Annotated in this window: 21 protein-coding genes; 15 read left to right on the forward strand and 6 right to left on the reverse strand. The window is 43.0% G+C overall.

The window, feature by feature from the left end:
* Nucleotides 1-1268 (reverse strand): 7TM diverse intracellular signaling domain-containing protein (locus AWV70_RS04770; protein WP_276525629.1); only part of this gene is annotated, 1268 nt, incomplete at its 3' end.
* Nucleotides 1269-1694: 426 nt separating this feature from the next.
* On the opposite strand from AWV70_RS04770, the gene AWV70_RS04775 reads away from it, so the two are divergent.
* The 5 genes from AWV70_RS04775 (at nucleotide 1695) to AWV70_RS04795 (ending at nucleotide 5333) form a co-directional block, all read left to right on the forward strand.
* Entirely contained in the window at nucleotides 1695-2732 is a 1038-nt protein-coding gene (locus AWV70_RS04775; protein ID WP_060204865.1) for a hypothetical protein, read from the forward strand.
* A 151-nt stretch (nucleotides 2733-2883) separates the two neighbouring features.
* On the forward strand, nucleotides 2884-3363 hold the full coding sequence (locus AWV70_RS04780; protein ID WP_060204866.1) for a GNAT family N-acetyltransferase: 480 nt from the start codon (nucleotides 2884-2886) through the stop codon (nucleotides 3361-3363).
* 314 nt (nucleotides 3364-3677) lie between these two features.
* Complete coding sequence (locus tag AWV70_RS04785) at nucleotides 3678-4592, forward strand: tetratricopeptide repeat protein (RefSeq protein WP_060204867.1); 915 nt, start codon at nucleotides 3678-3680, stop codon at nucleotides 4590-4592.
* 154 nt (nucleotides 4593-4746) lie between these two features.
* Complete coding sequence (locus AWV70_RS04790; protein WP_060204868.1) at nucleotides 4747-4944, forward strand: hypothetical protein; 198 nt, start codon at nucleotides 4747-4749, stop codon at nucleotides 4942-4944.
* A gap of 119 nt (nucleotides 4945-5063) precedes the next feature.
* Nucleotides 5064-5333: a hypothetical protein gene (locus AWV70_RS04795; RefSeq protein ID WP_060204869.1), complete on the forward strand. Its 270-nt coding sequence runs from the start codon at nucleotides 5064-5066 to the stop codon at nucleotides 5331-5333.
* Between the two features lie 432 nt (nucleotides 5334-5765).
* Here the strand turns inward: AWV70_RS04795 and gltS are convergent, their stop codons facing one another.
* A complete protein-coding gene (gene gltS / locus AWV70_RS04800) occupies nucleotides 5766-6956 on the reverse strand; it encodes a sodium/glutamate symporter (RefSeq protein WP_060204870.1) in 1191 nt (396 codons plus the stop codon).
* 461 nt (nucleotides 6957-7417) lie between these two features.
* On the opposite strand from gltS, the gene AWV70_RS04805 reads away from it, so the two are divergent.
* Nucleotides 7418-7681, forward strand: coding sequence for a hypothetical protein (locus tag AWV70_RS04805; RefSeq protein ID WP_060204871.1), 264 nt, complete (start codon nucleotides 7418-7420; stop codon nucleotides 7679-7681).
* A 139-nt stretch (nucleotides 7682-7820) separates the two neighbouring features.
* The gene (locus AWV70_RS24345; protein WP_268777245.1) at nucleotides 7821-7961 is read left to right on the forward strand and encodes a DUF6241 domain-containing protein; all 141 of its coding nucleotides are present in this window, start codon (nucleotides 7821-7823) and stop codon (nucleotides 7959-7961) included.
* Nucleotides 7962-8089: 128 nt separating this feature from the next.
* Here AWV70_RS24345 and AWV70_RS04810 read toward each other — a convergent pair whose 3' ends face one another.
* The 3 genes from AWV70_RS04810 to AWV70_RS04820 all read right to left on the reverse strand — a co-directional run bounded on the left by AWV70_RS04810 (nucleotide 8090) and on the right by AWV70_RS04820 (nucleotide 10570).
* The gene (locus AWV70_RS04810; protein ID WP_060204872.1) at nucleotides 8090-8935 is read right to left on the reverse strand and encodes a CPBP family intramembrane glutamic endopeptidase; all 846 of its coding nucleotides are present in this window, start codon (nucleotides 8933-8935) and stop codon (nucleotides 8090-8092) included.
* Nucleotides 8936-9102: 167 nt separating this feature from the next.
* A complete protein-coding gene (locus tag AWV70_RS04815; protein ID WP_060204873.1) occupies nucleotides 9103-9897 on the reverse strand; it encodes a MerR family transcriptional regulator in 795 nt (264 codons plus the stop codon).
* A 310-nt stretch (nucleotides 9898-10207) separates the two neighbouring features.
* Nucleotides 10208-10570, reverse strand: coding sequence for a protein-L-isoaspartate O-methyltransferase family protein (locus AWV70_RS04820; protein ID WP_060204874.1), 363 nt, complete (start codon nucleotides 10568-10570; stop codon nucleotides 10208-10210).
* Nucleotides 10571-10784: 214 nt separating this feature from the next.
* On the opposite strand from AWV70_RS04820, the gene AWV70_RS04825 reads away from it, so the two are divergent.
* Nucleotides 10785-12281, forward strand: coding sequence for an S-layer homology domain-containing protein (locus AWV70_RS04825; protein WP_060204875.1), 1497 nt, complete (start codon nucleotides 10785-10787; stop codon nucleotides 12279-12281).
* A gap of 517 nt (nucleotides 12282-12798) precedes the next feature.
* Here AWV70_RS04825 and AWV70_RS04830 read toward each other — a convergent pair.
* A complete protein-coding gene (locus AWV70_RS04830) occupies nucleotides 12799-13380 on the reverse strand; it encodes a protein-L-isoaspartate(D-aspartate) O-methyltransferase (RefSeq protein WP_082713468.1) in 582 nt (193 codons plus the stop codon).
* A 214-nt stretch (nucleotides 13381-13594) separates the two neighbouring features.
* Between AWV70_RS04830 and AWV70_RS04835 the strand changes: the two genes are divergently transcribed.
* The 7 genes from AWV70_RS04835 to AWV70_RS04870 all read left to right on the forward strand — a co-directional run bounded on the left by AWV70_RS04835 (nucleotide 13595) and on the right by AWV70_RS04870 (nucleotide 21992).
* Complete coding sequence (locus AWV70_RS04835; RefSeq protein ID WP_060204876.1) at nucleotides 13595-15091, forward strand: S-layer homology domain-containing protein; 1497 nt, start codon at nucleotides 13595-13597, stop codon at nucleotides 15089-15091.
* 707 nt (nucleotides 15092-15798) lie between these two features.
* Nucleotides 15799-16356, forward strand: coding sequence for a copper resistance CopC family protein (locus AWV70_RS04845; protein WP_060204878.1), 558 nt, complete (start codon nucleotides 15799-15801; stop codon nucleotides 16354-16356).
* 3 nt (nucleotides 16357-16359) lie between these two features.
* Nucleotides 16360-17451, forward strand: coding sequence for a copper resistance D family protein (locus AWV70_RS04850; protein ID WP_060204879.1), 1092 nt, complete (start codon nucleotides 16360-16362; stop codon nucleotides 17449-17451).
* 724 nt (nucleotides 17452-18175) lie between these two features.
* Entirely contained in the window at nucleotides 18176-18835 is a 660-nt protein-coding gene (locus AWV70_RS04855) for a GntR family transcriptional regulator (RefSeq protein ID WP_060204880.1), read from the forward strand.
* A 5-nt stretch (nucleotides 18836-18840) separates the two neighbouring features.
* A complete protein-coding gene (locus AWV70_RS04860; RefSeq protein WP_349675583.1) occupies nucleotides 18841-20055 on the forward strand; it encodes a CaiB/BaiF CoA-transferase family protein in 1215 nt (404 codons plus the stop codon).
* Nucleotides 20056-20961 carry a hydroxymethylglutaryl-CoA lyase gene (locus AWV70_RS04865; protein ID WP_060204881.1) on the forward strand — a complete coding sequence of 302 codons (906 nt, stop codon included), beginning with the start codon at nucleotides 20056-20058 and terminating at the stop codon, nucleotides 20959-20961.
* Nucleotides 20958-21992 carry a DctP family TRAP transporter solute-binding subunit gene (locus tag AWV70_RS04870; protein WP_306464363.1) on the forward strand — a complete coding sequence of 345 codons (1035 nt, stop codon included), beginning with the start codon at nucleotides 20958-20960 and terminating at the stop codon, nucleotides 21990-21992. The genes AWV70_RS04865 and AWV70_RS04870 overlap by 4 nt, the downstream gene beginning before the upstream one ends.
* Nucleotides 21993-22004 lie beyond the last annotated feature (12 nt).

The following is a 22004-nucleotide window of genomic DNA, read 5'->3' on the forward strand; positions in this document are numbered from 1 at the left end:
TCCTTGAACCAGATGGAAGCGAAGCATCCTATTGAAATGATCAAATCGAACGGATAATGAACAACGCTTACACCAGCTTCCCGCCAATAGAGCACCCATACAAAATGATGTGTGACTGCTAGGAAAGATAGTAATAATAAGAAGTTCCCCGGTGTATCTTGATAGATCTTTTTGGCGATCGTAAATAACGCAACGGCTATTCCTATTCCCCCCAGTAGATAATAAACAGGGAACATCATAAGAATTTGACTCGGCGACAGAAACAATGTAACAATCGCCATCACGATGCTGCTCATCGAATAGATCGGTTTTATGATTCGCCAAAATGGAACCCTGCTGTAATCCATGGAGTGTAACAAAGCAATGCAAGCAATCGGAATAAGAGCATTTGACACCCGGAAATCCCATTCATATCCTCCATCGATTAATAAGTGGAAGAGCTTTTCATCGTTGCTAATTAAATTCATTAATGTTATGCAAAATAATAGAAGAGAAAAGAATAACAGCTTTTTATCCCGATTTCCTAGGAAAAATAGAGCGAGTGCATAAATGGAATGAATCAGGAAAATGACCGATGCCACCATCTGCATCGCCAAGGACAAGCTTCTTTCCTTAGCCATTGCAGCTTCCGATCCGAACTTGATCGAACGGATGATGCCGCTGCGGCGGACATCCTTGAAATTTGCCGCCTGGATAACGATGTCAATGACACCATTCTCATCCGCAGTAAACGTTGCTGTATAGGGCAGGTTTTTGGGACTGTACTCATCTTCTGATTTTCCAACTTGCCCGGACCCGGCCAAGAAACGCCCGTTGACATACAATTCCGAAGAGCTTCGTACGCTTGGTACATATAAACTATAGCTGATCGGTTTTTCAGGATTCACGTATATGCGTAGGTGGTAGGAGCCATAGCCATAGGGAGTTGATTCGCCTTCATTCATATCGTCATTCCACTTTCCAGGCACTTGAACAAGCCTCTTTGGAAGATCATCTACTTGCCATTTCCCATCCATCACCCATTGTGACGGATAAAACTCCCACTCCCCGTCCAACAGCAGAACATCGCTCTCATTCGCATGCCAATCGCTCAAATCCAATTGTCCATTTTGTACGTCCGTATCGGAAAGACTGTTAAATGTATTCATCCACAAAGTACGGGAGGCCGATAAAACTAGTAAAAATAAGCCTATGAGCAGTAAAATGTTTCTTTTTTTCATATATGTATTCGCGGAAATCCTCTCCGCCACTCCCCCTTCAAAAATCATCTGCTCTACTTCCGCATAACAAAATCTGTTGATTCAATGGTTGGACATAAAGTTGGAACATATTACTACTTATTGTACAGGAACAATTTATTTCTGCCAGACGCGCTTTTAAAAAAGTTTCCCTATTGTTGGTGGTTGCTAGGGTGAGCAAAATGACTATTTTCACGACGATTATATGATGGTTTGTGTGAGGGAGTTTAACACTCGTGCATCCCACCTCACAGAATAGTTATTATTGCTATACATCGGTAAACAGGTGGGCATATATCTTTCAAATGACACTCCTGCAAAGTTTTTGAAATATTCTTGCGGTATTTCGAAACTTTTGACATGCCTGTCCGTACACCATAATGCACGGAGTTTGTCAGTCTATGAATAATGCAATTTTGTCGTTTTCATAAAAATGAATCGGGGATGGAAATGAGAATGGTGAAGAGGATGATCATAGGGGGATTTGCAGCGATTGTGGTTTTACTTGCGGGATGTCAGAAGGAAGAGAAGGCGGTTGCTGAATTGGTGGAGACGGAAATTGTTGAAGAGGTCGAAGCCCATCAAGAAGATGAACCAGTAGTCGATGTGTACTGGTCGCAGCCGATTGATTCGGAGCTATGTCAAACAATAGGCGAATGCCGCGATTTAGGGGATGAATACGGAAGCGAACATTTTTCTAGTTTTTTAGGAGGACTCAAAGCGTCAAACCAGATGTCGTATTTGTACGTAGCTGCTGAAGAAGATGAATCTGTTCTTGCATTTTCATTTAATGATGAAGTGGAAGAAAATCCCGTTATCGCCCGCTACGAAATAACAGAAGATGAATTTGTTTTGACGGAAGGCGAAGAAAATGACTTTTTCAAACGCATAGCTGATATTGTGCTCGCGTTGTTCGATCGAAATAAAGTGAATTTGCAAATCCTTGATTTTCAAGAGGACGTTTACCCGTATGTTGATCCTTATGAGGGGAAATTGGTGTTGCCTTCTAATTTGATAGCACATTGGATTCAGTCTAACATGGTCAGTACACTGATTCATGAATATGGCCATATGCTGACATGGAATGAAGCAGATGTTGTCATTTCAGATACATGTCCAGCTGATCAATTTCATATTAAGCCATTCTGGCAGTGTTATAACGCTGACAGTTATATGAATCTTTATTATCAGGCTTTTTTGAAGGAATATGAGGAGCAGTGGCTTCATACTGATAACAGGACTGTGGAAGAGCGTATTGCTTTTTATGAAAAAAATAAGGATTCATTTGTGACAACTTATGCTACGGTTAATCCTTTAGAAGATATAGCGGAGTCTTTTTCTTACTTTATGTTAACGCCGTACAATGACAACCCTCAAACGGTACCAGAAAGAAAAGTGAACTTCTTTTATCAGTTCCCGGAACTGGTCGAGTACCGAGCGTTTGTGCTTAAGGAGTTGAAAGATCGAAAAGACGAGATGTGGTCTTTTTATTGAGGCATTTTAAAATGATCGTAGAATAAAATCAAATAGTAGAGAGGTAGGAATTATAGTGTTTAAGACTAATTGATCGTAAAACTATTCACGTGCCCCCTGTGTTGTTTGTGTCCTAGATTGCAACAAAAACAACTCATACAGGAGGTACATGATGATTGAATTATGTAAAATTACGTGGGAAAACTTTGACGAGTGCATTCAGTTGGAGTTAACAGAGGAACAGAAGGGCTTCTTGGCATCGAATGTTTATAGTCTTGCACAATCATATGTCGCCTTGCTGAATGATGAACTGCCGGCAATGACTTTTGCGATTTATGACGATGAAACGATGATTGGTTTTGTTATGATATATCACGATACCGCGGAAGAAAATGAATATGGCAATGAAGAGGCTTATGGAATTCTTCGTTTTATGATAGATCGGAAGTATCAAAACAAAGGGTTCGGAACGAAAGCTCTTCAAAAGGTTCTCGATTATATTCGATCATTCCCTCAAGGAGAAGCGAGCGCTGTCTATCTTTCTTTTGCTCCTGAAAACGAGGCTGCTAGACATCTATATGCTAAATTTGGTTTTCAGGAGATAGGCATAGAAGATGATGAAGATGAAATAGTGGCGAAACTGATTCTATAAGTGAAAGCTTGATGAAACCGGCTCATTTGGCTATTCCAACTGAAGTAGCCATTTTTTATAGCCGTTGAAAATACAAGCACAGAGAGGAGGGACAAAGGATGGGTTTTCTAAAACTCAGATTTTATATTGAGTTAATGTCCGTTGCTTTCGGTGTAGTAAGTTTGCTGTATATCGTACCTATGCAAATTGTTTTCGCAGGATAACCCAAGTAATAATGATGCACCTCATTCCAAAGGGTGCTTTTTATAATACATAAAGTATCAGAGAATGCAGATAGCATTAACAATCAATGATTTGGAAAGTAGGTACATGATATGACCAGCAATGAAAAGGCGCTTCAGCTTTTTGAAGATAATAAATACAAAGAGGCACTCGTGCTGCTGGAACAAGCGGTCAGAGAAGAGCGCACGGTGCAGTCGCTGAATAATTTGGCGTGGATGTATGTATATGAAGAAGAGGATGTACACCGTGCAAAACCGCTTCTTGAAGAAGTGGTGGCACTGCATCCGCAGTCTTATTTTCCGTATAATATGCTCGGTGAAATTGCGCTACAGGAAAAAGACTGGGAAGGTGCCAGGGAGATTCTGAATAAATCAATTGCTATTCAGCCTTCACCTGAAGCGATTCATAATTTAGCGGTTGCCGACTATCACACCGGCCGTTTCAGACAAGCGGCAGAAGGATTTCATTCAATCGCTAAAGACTCGGATTGTATCAGTTGGTATGAAGTGATTGCGCATATCCAAAATGAAGAGACCGCGGTTGCCAAATTGATATTGGACAGGTGGAATAGCGAGTCAAATCATTATCTAGGGGCTCTCGAAGCGGCGGATGCCTATGCGGAAATAGGCTGTTTGCAGGAAGCACGAGAGATGTTTGAAAAAGAGTGGGAGGACTATTTTGTTTCGCCTTATGTAATTAGCAGGTATGCGTATGTTCTATTTCATTTGCAAGAATTGGAGACTTGTCGACAAGTGATTGATCAGGCAATTGCAGGTAAGCTGATTGAAATAGAAGAAGAAAGACAGGGACTTTGCGATGAGCACTGGTCTGAAACCGATAAAGCTGAAAGGATAGAGGAGCTGGAAGTAGAACTGAGCGGACTGCAGCAATTGTTTTCAAAATTGCTGGCGGGATTCCGGCCGGCTTTCGAATTCGAGCTACATCATGAAGGTGGTTGCTACCTGTTTGGCTGCAAGCAACACGGACACCCGGAATATGCGGGATGAATATTGTAGCACGATCGCAAAGTTTCATCCAGCCAATTGAAAAAAGCCATTGTTGAACAATATACAAGGGCTTCTCAGTAATAGAGAAGCTAGGAAAAAACTAACGGGTTCGGAAAATTGGGAGAAAACGTGCATTTAGAAAGGATGAGTAAAAATGAAGAAGACTAGAGCAATCTTTATTGGTGATGTTAGATTTGATCAATGTCCGGTTTTTGAATTAAATAGCGAAACTAACTACTTTGAAATGATAATAGATAAAGAATTTAGGTACTTAAAGGAAGTCGTTGAGGAAGATAATGATTTTCTAGTTTTTGAAATCGAAAACGATATTGCAACTTTTATCGAGCAATAAACGGGCGTAGTTGGCGCATAATTGTTTACCGCAAAAGGGTTTGTTTAATAATGAAACCTCAGCAGACTATCATTCGTAATTAGGGTATAGTAAAACAATTCAAAAAGGAGGTATCCTAATTGGATATTAATATAGGATTGGTTGCAACAGTAATTTTGGTCTTTGGATTGCTACTCGTTATTTTTGGACAGTATCGGCAAATAAATGCCTTAAAGCAGCAAAATCAAAAGATAGCGTCTTATGAATCAAAAGATAAATTGGTGGCAATAGCAAAAGAAAAACTGCAAACACTTGGCGATGTTAAAACTGTAAAATTCTTAAGACAAGAAAAAGGAATGTCAATGCTGGATGCTAAGAAGCTTGTCGATTCTTTGCAATCGAAAAGATAAGCAGTCGGGCGCGATTGTTTGATAGCACAATCAAGTTGATTGGAGTGGAAAGCGACTCCAGCGGAAATAGCGCGAGCTGAAGATCCCGCAACGAAGCGCAGCGTAGTGAGGAGGCTGAAGCCGTGCCCGTGGAACGCGTCCGCCTGAAACGGAAATCGACGGGTTATACACTGTTCTATTATTGAGCACGTTTATGAAACAAGTAATACCGATTTTATATAATGGAATCGGGCAAGAAAAAACGCACAGGCGTAATAATCTGTGCGCTTTTTCTTGCTTTTTCTATTGATAATCCAAGTCGAAAACATATGCTGAAATATTTGTTATGTGACTTTAGCGTATATCTCCCCATCAAACGAATCCATTAGAGGAGAACATTCTCTTTATAGTACGGTTTTTATTTAAGAAAACCCTTACACAGGCACCGTCAAATTATTTAGGCGCCAACAAGTTAATTGTCGTAATAATAATCGGTGCGCTGAAGATAACGTCCATCAGAAACGCGCCGACGATCGGAACGACTAGGAACGCGGTGCGTGAAGGGCCGAACTTATTCACAGTGGCGCCCATATTGGCCATCGCGTTTGGTGTGGCACCGAGTCCGTGGCCAAGGAAACCGGAAATCATAACCGCGGCATCATAATCTTTGCCGAGCGCGCGGAACATGATGAACACGGAGAATCCGACAATAAAGACTACTTGGAAGAGGATAATGCCGATCAGTGGAAGTGCTAGACCCGCGAGTTCCCATAGCTTAATGCTCATGAGTGCCATGGATAGGAAGATGGCGAGTGACACATCTCCGATCAGATTGATTTCCTTCATGTTGACGGTTCCCGGTAGGAAGCGGTCCACGATGTTGCGGATGAGCACCGCGACGAACATCGCGCCTATGTATCCAGGCAAAACGAAGCCGGTTGCTTCGGTGAACAGGTCGCCAAGGATTGTCCCGCCAGCCATCGATAAAGTGATCATCGTCACCTGAATCATAAAAGAATGCTGGCCGATTGGCTTTTCATCCTCTTCCACATACTCTGCAACGATGCCTTCTTTCGGCTTCAGATTATGCTTGCCGATCAAATGCCGGGCAATCGGGCCGCCGGACAGGCTTCCGCAAATTAATCCAAGTGTGGCTGCGGCCATCCCGATCGTTACAGCGGATGTGATGCCGAGACCCTCGATCGTCTGCCCATATGCAGCCGCTCCTCCGTGCCCGCCGCTCATCGACACAGCGCCGCTCATGACGCCAAGCAGCGGATCAATATTGAAGACCTTCGCAAGGGAAACGCCGATGACGTTCTGCATGAAAACGGTTACGCCGCACAGCAGCAAATAGATGATCAAAAGCTTGCCGCCAAGCTTTATCAGCTTAAAACTTGCACCGAGTCCAACTGTCGTGAAGAAGGCGATCATGAACAAGGATTGCAAGGAAGTATCCAATGAAATTTCCACAATGCCTGACGATTTCAAGATGAGCGCGACAATCGCGAACAGCAGACCGCCGACGACTGGCGCGGGAATAAGGAACCGGTCAAGGATGCCGATCCGGTTGACAAGCATCGTGCCGAGCAGGTATAGTGCTGCGGCTAGAAATAATGTTGTTATCTGGTTGAGTTCAATCATGCAGTTTCACCTTTCCTTTACGTCGAGAGGACGATTTGATGCTGATAGTTCCTCTCCCTTAAACAGGCCATTATATCCCCTGTTTTGGGACCAGCTCAATGGGCCTTATTTGTGTACGATACCCGTTTCGGAATGAAACACGCATGCCCATTCTAAAAATGTAACAAATCCATGGGCAACTTGGAACAGTATAGTAATATAAAATAGTCTTGGCAATTTTCTTCAAATATAAATAAATCGAGCCGGTACTTCTGTGACCAAGTGCTTGCACACTTATATCGGTCCCTGTGCGAAAAGCTATTCGGCGAATTCACTACAATTGATAAATAGCGAAACGGAAAATTGTTATTTCCACTTTGATTTCATCGTTAAATAGATATAAAATATACTTCTGTACTTCAATGATTTACAGAAGAAGTTTGAACTGATATAAAGAATATTTGTTTTAGTGGAGGCTACTTATGAATTATAGAATCAGTAACAAGCAAGTATTTGAACAAGCACAGCTGCGTTCGGTTTCAGATGTACCGTTTACGGAGGAGGAAATTCAAAACGGCATGCAGCTAGCGATATCCAAGGAGGATAATACCCTTGCGTTGTATTTGGTGGAGTTAGAAGGTCATAAGAAATTCGAAGTTCGTTGGGATGACTCGCACGAGCTTTTCACCGGCTGGTATTCCGCTTGGGAAAATTTCTCTTGGTGCCTAAATATCGCAGGCAACTGACTTGTAGAGTATTTGAGCTGAGATTTAATCAGCCATACATTGCAATTGAAAGGCTCCGCTGGTTATTATAACCTAGCGGAGTTTTTGCGTGTCGTCGAATAGATTTCAGATAGGAGGAGCTTAACTATTTCCTGAAGTTCTGAGAAAAGGGTATTTTTCCAATGCGGTTAAAGTGCATAATTATACGTGGGAACAGGAAGGCGGTTCGACGGGACGTACGGAACGATTGTTGACCGAACAGGGAGAAGGCGAATATGTGAAAGAAATGTTCAAGAAGTAGTGGATCGTTTTATCATTGGCTAATAAATGCTTGCTAAACAGTTCAGGCTATGAACTACAATTGCATAAAAAAATGGGAGCCAATCATATCGGTTTTTGATTGGCTCCATTTAGTACTTTTATTGCTTTCTATGAATTGTCATAACTGCTCCGTTCACAAGTACGGTCACAATCAGCAGCCCTTTTTCCATACAACACGTTCTTTGGATTTAGTACAATCAGTAAAAGTGCTGCTGCCGCATAAAAAATAGTGTTATAGATGAGTAAAGTAACGAGGTTTCCATTTATGATGCCGATAAAAAAATTAAATAATTGGTGGATGATAATTGGAATGAATAAATTTTTGTTCATATTGTAAAATGCCGTTATGACAATCGAAATGGATAGGATCGAAATCATAAAGAATAAACTGTACTTGAGTAAATCAAAGCCCATAAACCCAGTTGTAAGCCATATCGGTAGATGCCACATACCCCACCAAAATCCGATAATAATCGAAGCGATTAAAGGTGAATGCTTTTTTTGGAGCTCAATTTGAGCAAAGCCTCTCCAACCTAGTTCCTCTCCAAGTGGTCCTGCAAGAAAGCTCTTGACGAAGAAATAAATGAGAGCGTCCCATGAAGAAATCGTAATAATAGAATCTTCTTCACTTGTCGTACGCACAAGTAGCAAAATCATTAAAAATATGAATGTTTGGATCATGCATACGGTAAGTATTACAGAAGGCTTCAGTTTTGTTTTGAATTTATCCTTTACAAATTGTAGAAAAGTCTGTGTAGGATAGATTTTTTTAAAAAGAGCTACGAATGCAAGAGTTGAGGACCATGCTGATATGCAGAACATGATATCAAAAATCCAAGAGGGAAAGCCTAGCGAACTGGCGACCCCTAGAAAACAAAAAAATGGCCAAAATATGAGATTCGTTAGGAGAATAAAACTGGTGATTGGTTTTTTAAGCTTCTTTTCGCTGTTCATACGTAACCCCTTTTCAAGCTAAGTATTTTGCAAATGCGGATGCCGATATTTACGGATACCCTTAGCTTAAACCTGGGAGTTACACACAGGTCAATAAGTTACTATTAATTAATCCGGCAGAAAAAATGTTTCACTATTTGGTGGTAGGGATGAAAAAGTTTCTAAACTCACTTAATAGGTGCGTGAATTTCAAAAAAGACTCGTTCTAAACTATCCTCATACGTCGTTAGCAAAAGGTTTATATAAACCTTCCCGAGTAGTTCATGTCCCTGTTCCATGGCAACCTTTTGTAAGCTAGCACCTACGTTATGATCAATGTTCTTTCCATCAGTTGACCATCTTCCATCTTCAACAACTGTATAAATACATTTTGGATGGGAGAGAATTTTACCTCCACTATGCTTTTCTAAGTTTTCCAGTTCATTTACAACGAAAAACTTGTCGTTTATAATCCCGTCGTCATTAAAATGGATAACTCTTCGCAAAGATGTAAGAGTGATTGCACTTTTTAAGCTATCCGTGTTCCTTTGTAAAGTTTCGTATTCATCATACGAAGTGAAATGTCCTATTTCTCCTTTTATTTCTATAGGCCTCATTTCTTTTACTTTATATTTTCCTAAGAACCGCCTAATTTTTTCGCAATCCTCTTTTACAAAGTGGATTTTTTTAAGAAGCAACTTCTTATATTCGATTTCCTCTAAAATCATCCGTTCTTTCTCATCTATTAATGAGTGGATTCCCTCTATGCTTTTACTTTTTCGTAACTGCTGGATTTCCTTAATTTCAATATCAATTTCTCTGTAAAAATTGACTGTTGTTATATCAAGTATATCGTAATGGCTGTACTTTCTATAGCCATTCTCCGAATCTTGTCGAGGCTTCACTAATTCCTTTTCCTCGTAAAACTTCAAAGTATCTCTAGACACTCCTAAAAACTTTGCTACTTGTCCAATCGTGTACATAAGATTCTCCTTTATAAAAATGCAGATGCAAAATTGACAACGCTATCGCCGGCTGGATTTATACCGATTATTTCCCGATTTTCTATACTCTAGCATATAGGTTAGCGGTACGAACGGTAAATAGCAATCTTCTTGGAAGGGATACCAGACACCTGAACAAATGCGAATTGTCCGGGTGCCTAGTACTTTGCACAATGGAAGAAACAACGAGAAGCATATACAAAACAATTATCGTAAGAAATTCTACCAATGATTAGAGAGGAGACGGAGCTGACGAAACTATATAATAGAGAAAACGCTTCCCCTACGATCAAGAACGCATTTGATTTGGAGCTGGAGAGGGGAAGAGAGCAGGAAATAGAGCAAGGATTGGAGCAAGGCGTAAAAAAATGGTGATGGAGAAGATTCGTTCGATTGTATAAACGGAGTTTGAGAAGGCGGCGAGCAGTGCGGTCTGGTAGCCGGATCCCGTTCCTATTTCCAGCGCTTTTAAGTCGGGCTGCAAATTGATGGCTACTGTCATTTCGAGTACGAGAGAAGGCTGGGAAATGGTTTGTTCATGTCCGATTGGAATGGCCTCGTCCATATAGGCGAATTCTTTGAGTTCATCAATAAAAAAACCGCGATCGAGCTTTTGAAAATAGGTAATGATGTCTTCGTTTTGATTGGCCATTGTATGATGCCCCTTCAGTATAGTAGTTGCTTACCCATTTCCTGTATTGGGTATTTGTAAACAACCTACAGTAGTCCTTTCAAATAAGACCTAACCATGGGCATCGGTGAACAACTTTTATTCTTTCTCTATTTCTTTGAAACTTTTCCCGGATTCTCTCGTCTGTACGTTGCTTACCAAATAGTCTCATATGAAAAAGAGAGGATGTCAACAATTGAAGAAAAAACTACTTACGGCATTTGGCGCACTGGTGCTCGCATGCAGTTTGCCTTTACATGGCACGGCGGCAGGTAAACAGCAATTCTCTGACGTGCCGATGACAAAGCATTTTGCAGAAGCGGTGAATGAACTTGCTGAACGCAATATCATCGGAGGGTATCCGGACGGCATATTCAAGCCGGGCAATCCAATCACCCGGGGGCAGGCGGCTGCCATCATCGTGAAATTGCTCCAGCTGGATACAGAGAAGGTGAAGGATCCCGGCTTTAAGGATGTGACGCCTGCAAACGGCTACTACAAGGCGATTGCCGCGTTGGCGGAGAAGGAAATCATCGGAGGCTACGCGGACGGCCGTTACGGGCCGAATGAACCGATCAAGCGGGGGCAGATGGCATCGATTCTCGTGAAGGCATTCGATCTACCGCGCTATGACATCCCCGAACACGAAAATCCGTTCAAGGATGTGAAACAGTTCGTTTCGCACAGCCCGAACATCTTGGTTATCCATCGTCTCGGTATTACCAATGGAACGTCTCCGACTACCTTCAGCCCGAATGCATCCATCACGAGGGGACAGGCGGCGAAACTGTTGAAGGCAACCGAAGAAGCGAAGCCGCAAATGAAGACACTCCAGGCAAGCGACTATGGCTGGAAAAAGATCGAGTGGTTCAAAGACGATGAGAAAAATCCGGGGGTCTTCAAGGCGGCATTGGTGACAGGCAGGGATACGCCGGCAGGTTACACGGGCGACCGTCTGCAGCTCGTCCCGTTGAAGGAAGGGACCGGCACGCTCAGCTTTGGTGAGGGAAGTGTCTATTTTCCGGATGAAGTTAAACACAAAAAAGTTTATGTGCATGTCAAGGAAACGGATGGCGAATGGGAGCTGACGCTGGAAGAGACGGACGAATTGCTCCCGACGGCCGCTGCGCTTGAAATGACACTTGAGCAGACGAAGCAAGTGGAACAGATCTCCCTGTCGACGATGGAAGGTGAGGAGCTGACGGACAGCGCGGCGTTCAAGCATTGCAAAAAGGGCATGATGGACAATATTTGTATCGATATTGACAAACCGGGCCAATACATTGCCACAGTCCGCTACAAGGGCGGCGAGGAAATTCGATACGGCATAGAGGCGAAGCAAAAAACAGCACACTTCTATTATGAAATCCAAACGCTGCAGGAAAGAACGACGCACTCGGTTGATTTAAGTAATGACGATTACTACTCCGTAAAGCCAGGGCACAAAATCGGAACGTTTGATATCCCGAAAGGTTCAGAGCAGATCGCTGTTGTCACGAGAGAGAAGGGCACTAACACTTTCTACGCGGAAGCAAAGAAAGCCGGCACATTTGAAGTGATATTCCCTGATGACCGCGTTCTCGTCTACCGTGACAGCGCTGTCTACTTCGAAGGCGTCAGAATCGAAGTATTGCAGTTGGGCACTATTTTGCACGTGAGGATATTTCCATATCTCCATGATTACTGGATGTAACGAAAAGTAGATACTAGGCACCCGAAATGTCGAATTGCACGGGTTCCTGGTATCTTACACGAAGCCCAGTGTGAGGACTTTACACCACCCATCGCCCCGAAAAGTCGATAAAGGGTTGGTGTTTTTTAATGGGGAAGTGGGGGGAACGTTTGGAAGAGTGGCGATGGAAGGTAAATAGAGCGAGTTGAATTATATATTGATCATTTCCCGCGGGTTATCGTTCATTTCCCAAAGTATATCGATTATTTCCCAACATATATCGATCATTTCATGAGTTATATTGTCATCTTGTGGCTTTAGACCTAATCGATTCATGCCTATACAAGTCATGTTATCCTTTTCTAATGTTGACTGGGGATTATTGTCATCAGTTCAGACAGCCGGTTTCATCGGTTATGCCATGGGGGCTATGTCCAACTTTCATCATTCTTTAATGCCGTCGTTATTACAAAATTTGAATCAAATAAATGGATAAAAGTAAGACCGCTAATTCATATGTGAATTAGCGGCGTGCGCTTTACTCATACTTCCCTTTCAACGGAACAAACCGCACTTCCTCCAACACTGTCTTATGGATTTCTCCGTCTTCATCTTTTTCCAACAGCAGGAGCTCCTGTAAAAGGGATGTCCCGACAGGAATGATCATTTTCCCTCTGATAGCCAGCTGATCCATGAGCCCACGCGGCACTTGGGCAGCGGCGGCAGTCACCATAATGCGGTCATAAGGGGCGTGTTCTTCCCAACCGGTGCTCCCGTCATCCAGCATGAAATGGATGTTGGAGAAACCGGCTTTTTTCAATCTTTCTTTTGCCCGTTCATGCAAGGCGGCAATTCGTTCGATTGTATAAACGGCGTCTGAGAAGGCGGCGAGCAGGGCGGTCTGGTAGCCGGATCCCGTTCCTATTTCCAGCACTTTTACGTCGGGCTGCAAATCGATGGCTACTGTCATTTCGAGTACGAGGGAAGGCTGGGAAATGGTTTGTTCATGTCCAATTGGAATGGCCTCGTCCATATAGGCGAATTCTTTGAGTTCATCCATAAAAAAACCGCGATCGAGCTTTTGAAAATAGGAAATGATGTCTTCGTTTTGATTGGCCATTGTATGATGCCCCTTCAGTATAGTAGTTGCTTACCCATTTCCTGTATTGGGTATTTGTAAACAACCTACAGTAGTCCTTTCAATTAAGACCTAACCATGGGCACCGGTGAACATCTTTTATTCTTTCTCTATTTCTTTGAAACTTTTCCCGGATTCTCTCGTCTGTACGTTGCTTACAAAATAGATACATTAGAATTAGAGAGGATGGCAACAATTGAAGAAAAAACTACTTACTACACTAGGGGCACTGGTGCTTGCATGCAGTTTTCCCATAACTGGCACGGCAGCAGGCAAACAACAATTTTCTGACGTGCCAATGACGAAGCATTTTGCAGAAGCGGTGAATGAACTGGCTGAACGCAATATCATTGGAGGGTACCCGGATGGAACATTCAAGCCAGGCAATCCGATCACGCGAGGCCAGGCAGCTGCAATCATTGCGAAATTGACGAAAATGGATCTGACAAATGTCAAGAACCCGAATTTCAAGGACGTCTCGGAAGCGAACGGTTACTATAAAGCGATTGCCGCGCTGGCGGAGGCAGGTATTATCGGCGGTTACGAGGACGGTCGCTACGGGCCGAATGATCCGATCAAACGGGGGCAGCTGGCCTCGATTCTCGTCAAAGCGTTCGATTTGCCGCGCTATGAGTTTTCCTACGTCGGCAATCCGTTCAAGGACGTCGCCTATAACGAGTCTCACAGTGCCAACATCCTTATTCTTTATCGACTGGGCATCGCGGGCGGAACATCCCCCGACCGGTTCAGCATCAACGTTCCAGTGACGAGAGGCCAGGCGGCGAAAATGATGAAAGCGACCGAAGAATTGAAACCGGTAATGGTGTCGCTTGAAGCGAAAGAATTGGGGCTGGACAAGATTAGCAGTGTTATATGGAAAACGGATCAGGACTTGTACGAACCGTTCGTTGTGCGTGGTAAAGCAGGCTATTCAACAGACAGACTGCAGCTTGTTCCGCTGAAGGAAGGAACTGCCACGCTTAACTTGAGCGGGTACAATCAGAATTCACCTGTCGATAAGAAATTCTACGTGCATGTCAAAAAAGAGAACGGTGAATTGAAGCTTACCTTGGAAGAGACGAATGACTATTTGCCGACAGAAGCGCCGCTTACATTTTCTGTCGGTGAAAAGGTCGAGAACATCAGTCTTTCCACAGTAGACGGGACGTTGCTGAACGAAAATGCCGCGTTCAAAAAATGCGAAGGGACGCAAAACGTATGCCTGTCCATTGATGAGCCGGGTAACTATATCGCCAAGGTGAGTCTCGTCGGAGGAAAGGAAGTGCGGTACGCCATCGAAGCGAAAAAGCCGGAACGTGCCTACTTCCACTATGACATGAAGACATTGAGGGAGCAGACGTCCTACGTATTCGATACGAAAGCGCTGTTCTCTCATAATGATTACTATGACAAGAAAGCGGCCGAAAACATGGGCAAGCATAAGATCGTAACGAAAAACGCTGACGAGATTGCGGAGATTACAAGACATCCCGGCACCAATGTCTTCCGCGTTACTGCGAAGAAAGTAGGGACGGTCGAAGTGGAATTTACGAATAAAGTTTATTGGATGGATGGTCAGCCCGGCGACGCGGTATCGGGCATGACGTCCGGCATGAAGATCATCGTTCAGGAAATGAATGGACTCATCAATATTTCCGCATCACAAATCTTTGAAATAAATCCCGATATGTAATCAAATAATGACTGTAACCTGCTTGTGAAACTACTTATCAATTAAACCGCAAGTGATGGAAATAAGAAGGGGGCCGATCTACGTTAGAATTGGCTTCCCTCTAACAATACAACAACATCCCATCGACTGGAAAACGATCGAGGGTTGGTGTTTTTTTAGCAGTAGAGCCAATTGGATTTACATCGATCATTTCCCAACGTATATCGTCATCTTGTGACTTTCCAAACCCATAACGGTAGTCCTTTTCAATGAATTTCACTGTTCCAAATTAATAACTCTCCCAAGGGCAAATTTGCCACTATTATAATCAATCCACTTTGTCATCTCTCTTTCGACAGCCCTATTTTGCCATTCGAACCAGATCCCTACACATTCGCTGCAATGGCTTTCTACTCCGATATTATTATGTGAATCTTTGTGAGTAAAAAAGGTGATTTTGCGGCAGATATAGCAAAATACTTTCTTGTCTTCATAATATCTACTTGTCACGAGTATCAGCTCCACCATTTTTTACTCATTATCTCCAATTCCAATTCATTTAATTCAAACTATCAACGGTCTTTCCCGCTTTGTCGTTTAACTGGTGTTCAATCTGGCTAGATTGTATGGGAGAGAGCCTGCTTACTTCATAACGATTTCACATGATTATTATAAATTGATAGAGGAAAATAAGTGTTTTTTATCCAGGAAATTCAGGAGGAGATATTTTGAAACGATTTTTTATCGCAGCAGCAGTGACTTTACTCGCAATATCTATTTCTACTAGTGCGTTTGCTCACTCGCATTTAAGTGGATCGAATCCAGCAGATGGCGAAGTTGTAACGGAGCCATTACAAGAAATTACACTTGAATTTGATGGGGACATTGAAAAGGGGAGCTTTATCGATGTAACAACGACTAGTGGGAAGGAGATTGAAGTACAGGAAATTAGTATAGGTGAGGGTACATTAACAGGCACTCTTGCTGAGCCCCTCCCAAATGACGATTATCAAGTAAATTGGAGTATTATAAGTGCAGACGGTCACCCATTAGAAGGTAAATTCACTTTTGCCGTAAATGCACCTGTTTCTGAATCTGCGGAGGAAGTGACAGAAGAGCCTTCGGAGTCAAATGAAGTAGTAAATCAAACGACAGAAGACCAAGAAAATACAGCTACAGCGGACGAAGTAGAGAACGAGTCGTCTTCTATGACAGTTATCCTTATTGTTCTATTGGTTGTCATTGTAGCAGGTGGTTTATTCTTCCTGATCAAAAGAAAGAAGTAATACATGAACATCGTTGTGATAAGTAGTCAGGTGCTTTTATATGTATGCTTTGCGATACTTGCAGGAAGTTTTATTCTTCTACTTGTCCCAAGCAACTATCGCCCTGACCTAAAAATCCGAAAGCGCTTATTACTTTTGAGTGCTGTGGCGCTGCCTGTTTTTGCGTTTATTCCCGTACTTGCCATTACTTTATATATTGCTCCGCGTTTAGGTTTAGTTGAGTCGTTAAAAATTGTTTTAACAACCTATACCGTTGGGACTGCATGGGATTTTACCCTTCTCGGTTCCATTGTGTTAGTACTATTAATTACTTTTGCGAGGTCTACTGAAAAGAGCACTTTCGCTGTGTTAGGAGCTCTTCTAACATTTGGATTACTGCTGACGGTTGCTTGGTCAAGTCATGCAGGCTCAGTTGCTCCAACTTTGGGGATTACCAGTCACTTTATTCATATGGCAGCTGTGAGTATTTGGGTTGGAATCTTGCTTATTGTTGGTTGGTGTTCCCGCAATCATAAAAACTGGCTTGAATTTTTAAGCTGGTTTTCAATGGTCGCTTTTGGCTGTTTATTCGCGACTGGTTTTAGCGGTCTGCTTTTGATGGATACAATGGTGGATGGGTATATTGATTCGTGGATGGTTTCCTATGGACAAGGATTATTAATCAAACATTTATTCCTGCTGCCACTAGTTTTTTATGCATTGGTAAATGGGTTCATTGTGAAATATAAGCTATCAAAAGATGCTGCATTCAATCCCATTCCTTGGATTCGTGTAGAAGGCTTTATTTTGTTTGTGATTTTTATAATCACAGCTATTTTTTCAATTCAATCACCGCCACATGGCCATTATTTGACGAACGATGCTGTTTCACCGTTATTTCGCTTGTTTCATGATACTGTCATCGATTCTGGTAACACCATTGGCTTTGTTGTGAAGTTACCAACAGTCGGCTTCTTTTTCCTATCCATTTTATTGTTCGGATTACTGGTGCTTTCGATTTTCAAAAAAGCGTCGATTGCGGTATCTTTTCTTCTAAGTTGTTTATTTGTGGTGAGTCTATATCTTATGTTAATGATGACTGTAGTGATTCGTTGAGAAGTCGCCAATTTAGTCAATATGTAAAAATCACAAGGCAAGCAAGGTATAAAAGTATTCGATACCTTGCTTGCCTTTTTTGTTGAAATGTACTGAAACACTCAATATTGTTCTGGTCTTCAACAAAAAATAATCCATTCTTGAGGAAGAGCTCAAATAGCATGGATTATATGACCTAGCAATTAAGCACGATGCATCATCTTCCTGGCACCCCGCAGCCGCAATAATTGCCCCGAAAAAAGCAATCCCCAGCTCGCCGTCCTTTCAAGGAATAAAGAGCGCTACCCCTGTCAGCATGGGATTATTCTCATTCAAACCTTGTCTCACACTTGCCTAATCTCCTTCCCCATCTGTTCGATCAACTTCCCGATTACCGCTGACAAGAATGCACTCGCTTCTTGTTCCAATGAGGTGATCGAAGTTGCTTTCCCGCTACTTTCAGAAAACTACTATGCATATTGAATCTGCCCCTCATTCACATTCAACTTTATGATTGGAAAATTAATTTAATATGAATTCCAGACGTGAATTTAGTAGTAATATACGAAACCGCTAGACGTAAAAATACGACCAGTCTAGATTTGAAAGGCTTTATTTTACTTAGATAAAAAATTAATAAATGGTGATCATTCGTTATATTAAAATATGATTGACAAATCAAAACCATTAATCTATTCTAATTTTAGTATACCGTATACTGTCGACGAGAATTGAGGTGGCCATAATGTCGCAGTTCGTAGTGAAAAAAACGACATTGAAGGAACAAGTCTATGAGTATTTGAAAAACGGAATCATTATGGGGCAAATCGCTCCGGGCGAGCGGCTTATTGAAGAGAAAATTTCTGAGACTTTGAAAGTGAGTCGCAGTCCGATTCGTGAAGCGGTCAGAATGCTGGAGAAGGATGGATTGTTGGATGTTCATGCAACTGGTGGGGTGACTGTTGCCAATCCAACGACAGAAGATTATCGGAACCTTTATGAAATCAGGGTGGAGATGGAATCACTTGCAGCCTTTTATGCGGCGCAGCGCAGAAATGAGGATGAGGTGGCTGCTATGGAATCCTTTATACAGGATATGAAGAGGGAAGTTGAGGCTGATAATTTGAAAGGATTGCTAGACGTCAACTTCAAATTCCATGAGTCCATTGTCTGCGCAAGTCGAAATCCGTTCCTAGAAACGATGACATTGCAACTACGGGGTGTGAATAGCTTTTACAGAAAGGCGATTTTGGAGAAGAATCCGGGCTATGCACAAGAAGCTCTTGAAGATCATGAAGAGATCTTTCAAGCGATTGTCGATCGAAATGGGGATAATGCCCGGGAATTAATGAGGCAGCATATCGAACATGATTATCAACTGTTCATGAAAATGGCTGCCAAGTAGGGGGAATGACAACAATGTTGAATAAAAGAAAACCTCTTGAAGGTGTAAAAATATTGGAATTAGGCAACTTGGTCGCCGCGCCCTATGCCGGAAAGCTTTTTGCTGAATTCGGAGCAGAAGTAATTAAAGTGGAGGAGCCTAAAAATGGCGACCCTCTCCGCAATTGGCGGGTAATGCATGAGGATACTTCCGTCTGGTGGTACGTCCAAAGCAGAAATAAGAAATCGGTCACCATCAATCTTCGTGAACCGGAAGGACAGGAGATTGTAAAGACGCTGATTGGCAAGGTGGATGTCGTTCTTGAAAATTTCAAGCCGGGCACATTGGAGAGATGGGGGCTAGGCTATGAGGAGATTCAGAAAGTGAACCCATCTGCTATCCTCACCCGGATATCCGGATACGGACAAACGGGTCCCTACAAAGAAAAACCCGGATTCGGAAGTGTTGCGGAAGCGATTGGCGGACTGCGCTTTTTGACGGGATACCCGGATCGCCCACCAGTCCGTGCGGGCATTGCGATTGGTGATATGATTGCCGGTCTGTATGCTGTGATCGGAACATTGATGGCACTTCGTGCACGTGATGAAGACCCGGAAAAGAAAGGACAGGTCGTTGACGTCGCACTTTATGAGGCGGTGTTCAGCCTGTTGGAAGGTATTCTTCCTGAGTACGATTTAACAGGGCTCGTTAGGGAGAGGACGGGCAGCACATTGCCAGGTATTGCTCCTTCGAACACGTACAAATGTGCTGATGAAAAACATATTGTCATCGGTGGAAATGGGGATCGCATCTTCCAGCGTCTCATGACAGCAATAGGTAGAGAGGATATGGCGAATGACCCGCTTTATGCATCAAACCAAGGTCGCGCAGATCATGCGGAATTCATAGATAGTGTGATTGAGGATTGGACGTTGCAGCACTCCATGGATGAAGTTCGACGGATCTTGGATGAAGCTTCTGTGCCGGTAGGTCCGATCTACGGCATCAATGACATCGTGAATGATGGGCATTACCAAGCACGCGATATGTTGAAGGAAATTGTATTGCCCGACGGTGTAAAAATGACTGTTCCAGGGATTGTACCGAAGCTATCTGAGACGCCTGGGGATATCGAGTGGAACGGCCCGATTCTTGGCGCGCACAATGAAGAAATCTATAAGGATTTCATTGACCTGTCGGAAGAAGAGTTCAAGCGTTTGAAAGAGAAAGGGGTCATTTGAATGGAAGGCGTTACGATTATTGACGTCAGCCCCCGTGATGGTCTGCAAAATGAACCGAAACCTGTAGACGTGGAGCAGAAATTGCAGCTAGTAAACAAGCTCATCGATTCTGGAATTCATAACATCGAAGTAACATCTTTTGTCCACCCGTTGAAGGTGCCTCAAATGGCGGATGCAAATGAATTGCTTCATGCGCTTTCTGACAAGGAAGGCCTAAAAGCAATTGCATTGATTCCTAATCTGAAAGGCTATGAACGGGCGAGGGAACATCGGTTATCAGAAGTGAACTGGGTAAGTGCTGCAACGGAAAAGTTCAATGAAAAGAACATCGGAATGTCTATCGAAGATAATATGTCACAATTCCTTCAGGTTTTGGAGAAAGCAAAAAAAGACGGTATCAGAACCTGCTTTTCTGTCGCTGTCAGCTTTGGTTGTCCTTATGAAGGGGATGTCGATGAAGAGAACGTCTTACAAATCGTCCGTCGCATCAAGGAGGCTGGAGTCGACAGGATTGGAATCGCGGACACAATCGGAATTGCAACTCCCGATCATGTCGAAAGGCTGATGAAGAAAGTTCTCGCCATTGCAGGGGACACGCCTGTTGCCATCCATTTGCATGATACTCGTGGGCTTGGATTGACGAATGCATATTCAGCTTACAAGGCGGGCGTACGGATTTTTGAAACGTCTGCAAGCGGCATAGGCGGCTGTCCATTTGCGCCAGGTGCTGCAGGCAATTTGGCAACAGAGGATCTCGTTTACTTATTCGAGAGGATGAACATCCCTACAGGGGTTAACTTTCGAAAACTATTGGGAGCCGCTGATTATGCAGCGAGTTTATCAACAAAAAATCCACTCGGGCGAATCCGCCATGTGGAAAGCCAAAGGGAAAAGGGGAATGAATGATGAAAAAATGGCTGTTAGGTTTGTGTGTATCAGTAATCGCAATGGTTTTACTGTCCGCATGCAATAGTGAAAAAGCTAATGATAAAGCTGCTGCTGATAGCGGGGACGGATATGAAGCTACGACGATTCGACTTGCTTACAACTTGCCTCAAGATCATCATGTCTCAATCGGGATCGAAGACTTTGCAAAAAAAGTAACCGAGAAATCCGATGGAAAAGTGAAAGTGCAAGTGTATCCAGCGGGGCAATTGCTTAGCGATAAGGATATGAACCAGTCGATTCTGTCAGGTGGCGTTGAAATGGGTGTGAATTCTTCCACTCTATGGGCTTCCACTGTTCCGGCAATGGGGATTTTCGATGTCCCTTATGTTTTCAATGACTACTCTGCTGTAGGCGAAGCGGTGAATGGCGAATTCGGCGATAAGCTTCGTGGTGCGATGGAAGAAAAAGGTGCCAAAATTCTCATGTTCGCTGACTATGGGTATGTTCAATTTGCCAACAACAAGCGTCCGTTAAAATCACCAGAAGACTTCACAGGATTGAAGATTAGAAGTATCGGAGATTTGCCTTCCGAATTGATTCAAGCATATGGCGCTTCACCAGTGTTCATGGGTGGAGGGGAAGTCTACATGGCCCTTCAGCGTGACACGGTGGATGGCGCAACATCAGGTACGACTGCGATGCTTCAACGTAAATATGACGAAGTAACGAAATACTTGACGATCAATAACTATGCTTATCTTGAATTCCTTTTGGCAGTCAATAAAGACTACTGGGACGGGCTTCCTCAGAAGACACAAGACCTTCTAACAGAAGTCGCGGCTGAAACGGAAACTTGGATCCGTGAACAAGCTGAAAAAGAGGATAACACCTCCGCGAAAGCACTAGAAGACAATGGAATGGAAGTATACGTCGTACCGCAAGACGAACTGGATGTCTGGAAAGACGCAGCAGCTCCTGTCCGTGATGTATTCGTGAAAAATGCCGGTGACTTAGGTCAAGAGCTTTTAGACTTGGTTGACGAGAAATAACTAGATTTAGGG

The organism is Sporosarcina koreensis, from assembly GCF_001531445.1.
In the GTDB taxonomy this organism is placed as follows: domain Bacteria; phylum Bacillota; class Bacilli; order Bacillales_A; family Planococcaceae; genus Sporosarcina; species Sporosarcina koreensis_C.

What these genes read in the sequence shown, in the direction of transcription:
- AWV70_RS04775 (WP_060204865.1), top strand. Translation starts at nt 1,695, where the DNA reads ATGGTGAAGAGGATGATCATAGGGGGATTTGCAGCGATTGTGGTTTTA.
- AWV70_RS04780 (WP_060204866.1), top strand. Translation starts at nt 2,884, where the DNA reads ATGATTGAATTATGTAAAATTACGTGGGAAAACTTTGACGAGTGCATT.
- AWV70_RS04785 (WP_060204867.1), top strand. Translation starts at nt 3,678, where the DNA reads ATGACCAGCAATGAAAAGGCGCTTCAGCTTTTTGAAGATAATAAATAC.
- AWV70_RS04790 (WP_060204868.1), top strand. Translation starts at nt 4,747, where the DNA reads ATGAAGAAGACTAGAGCAATCTTTATTGGTGATGTTAGATTTGATCAA.
- gltS (WP_060204870.1), bottom strand. Translation starts at nt 6,956, where the DNA reads ATGATTGAACTCAACCAGATAACAACATTATTTCTAGCCGCAGCACTA.
- AWV70_RS04805 (WP_060204871.1), top strand. Translation starts at nt 7,418, where the DNA reads ATGAATTATAGAATCAGTAACAAGCAAGTATTTGAACAAGCACAGCTG.
- AWV70_RS04810 (WP_060204872.1), bottom strand. Translation starts at nt 8,935, where the DNA reads ATGAACAGCGAAAAGAAGCTTAAAAAACCAATCACCAGTTTTATTCTC.
- AWV70_RS04815 (WP_060204873.1), bottom strand. Translation starts at nt 9,897, where the DNA reads ATGTACACGATTGGACAAGTAGCAAAGTTTTTAGGAGTGTCTAGAGAT.
- AWV70_RS04820 (WP_060204874.1), bottom strand. Translation starts at nt 10,570, where the DNA reads ATGGCCAATCAAAACGAAGACATCATTACCTATTTTCAAAAGCTCGAT.
- AWV70_RS04830 (WP_082713468.1), bottom strand. Translation starts at nt 13,380, where the DNA reads ATGGCCAATCAAAACGAAGACATCATTTCCTATTTTCAAAAGCTCGAT.
- AWV70_RS04850 (WP_060204879.1), top strand. Translation starts at nt 16,360, where the DNA reads ATGAACATCGTTGTGATAAGTAGTCAGGTGCTTTTATATGTATGCTTT.
- AWV70_RS04855 (WP_060204880.1), top strand. Translation starts at nt 18,176, where the DNA reads ATGTCGCAGTTCGTAGTGAAAAAAACGACATTGAAGGAACAAGTCTAT.
- AWV70_RS04860 (WP_349675583.1), top strand. Translation starts at nt 18,841, where the DNA reads ATGACAACAATGTTGAATAAAAGAAAACCTCTTGAAGGTGTAAAAATA.
- AWV70_RS04865 (WP_060204881.1), top strand. Translation starts at nt 20,056, where the DNA reads ATGGAAGGCGTTACGATTATTGACGTCAGCCCCCGTGATGGTCTGCAA.
- AWV70_RS04870 (WP_306464363.1), top strand. Translation starts at nt 20,958, where the DNA reads ATGATGAAAAAATGGCTGTTAGGTTTGTGTGTATCAGTAATCGCAATG.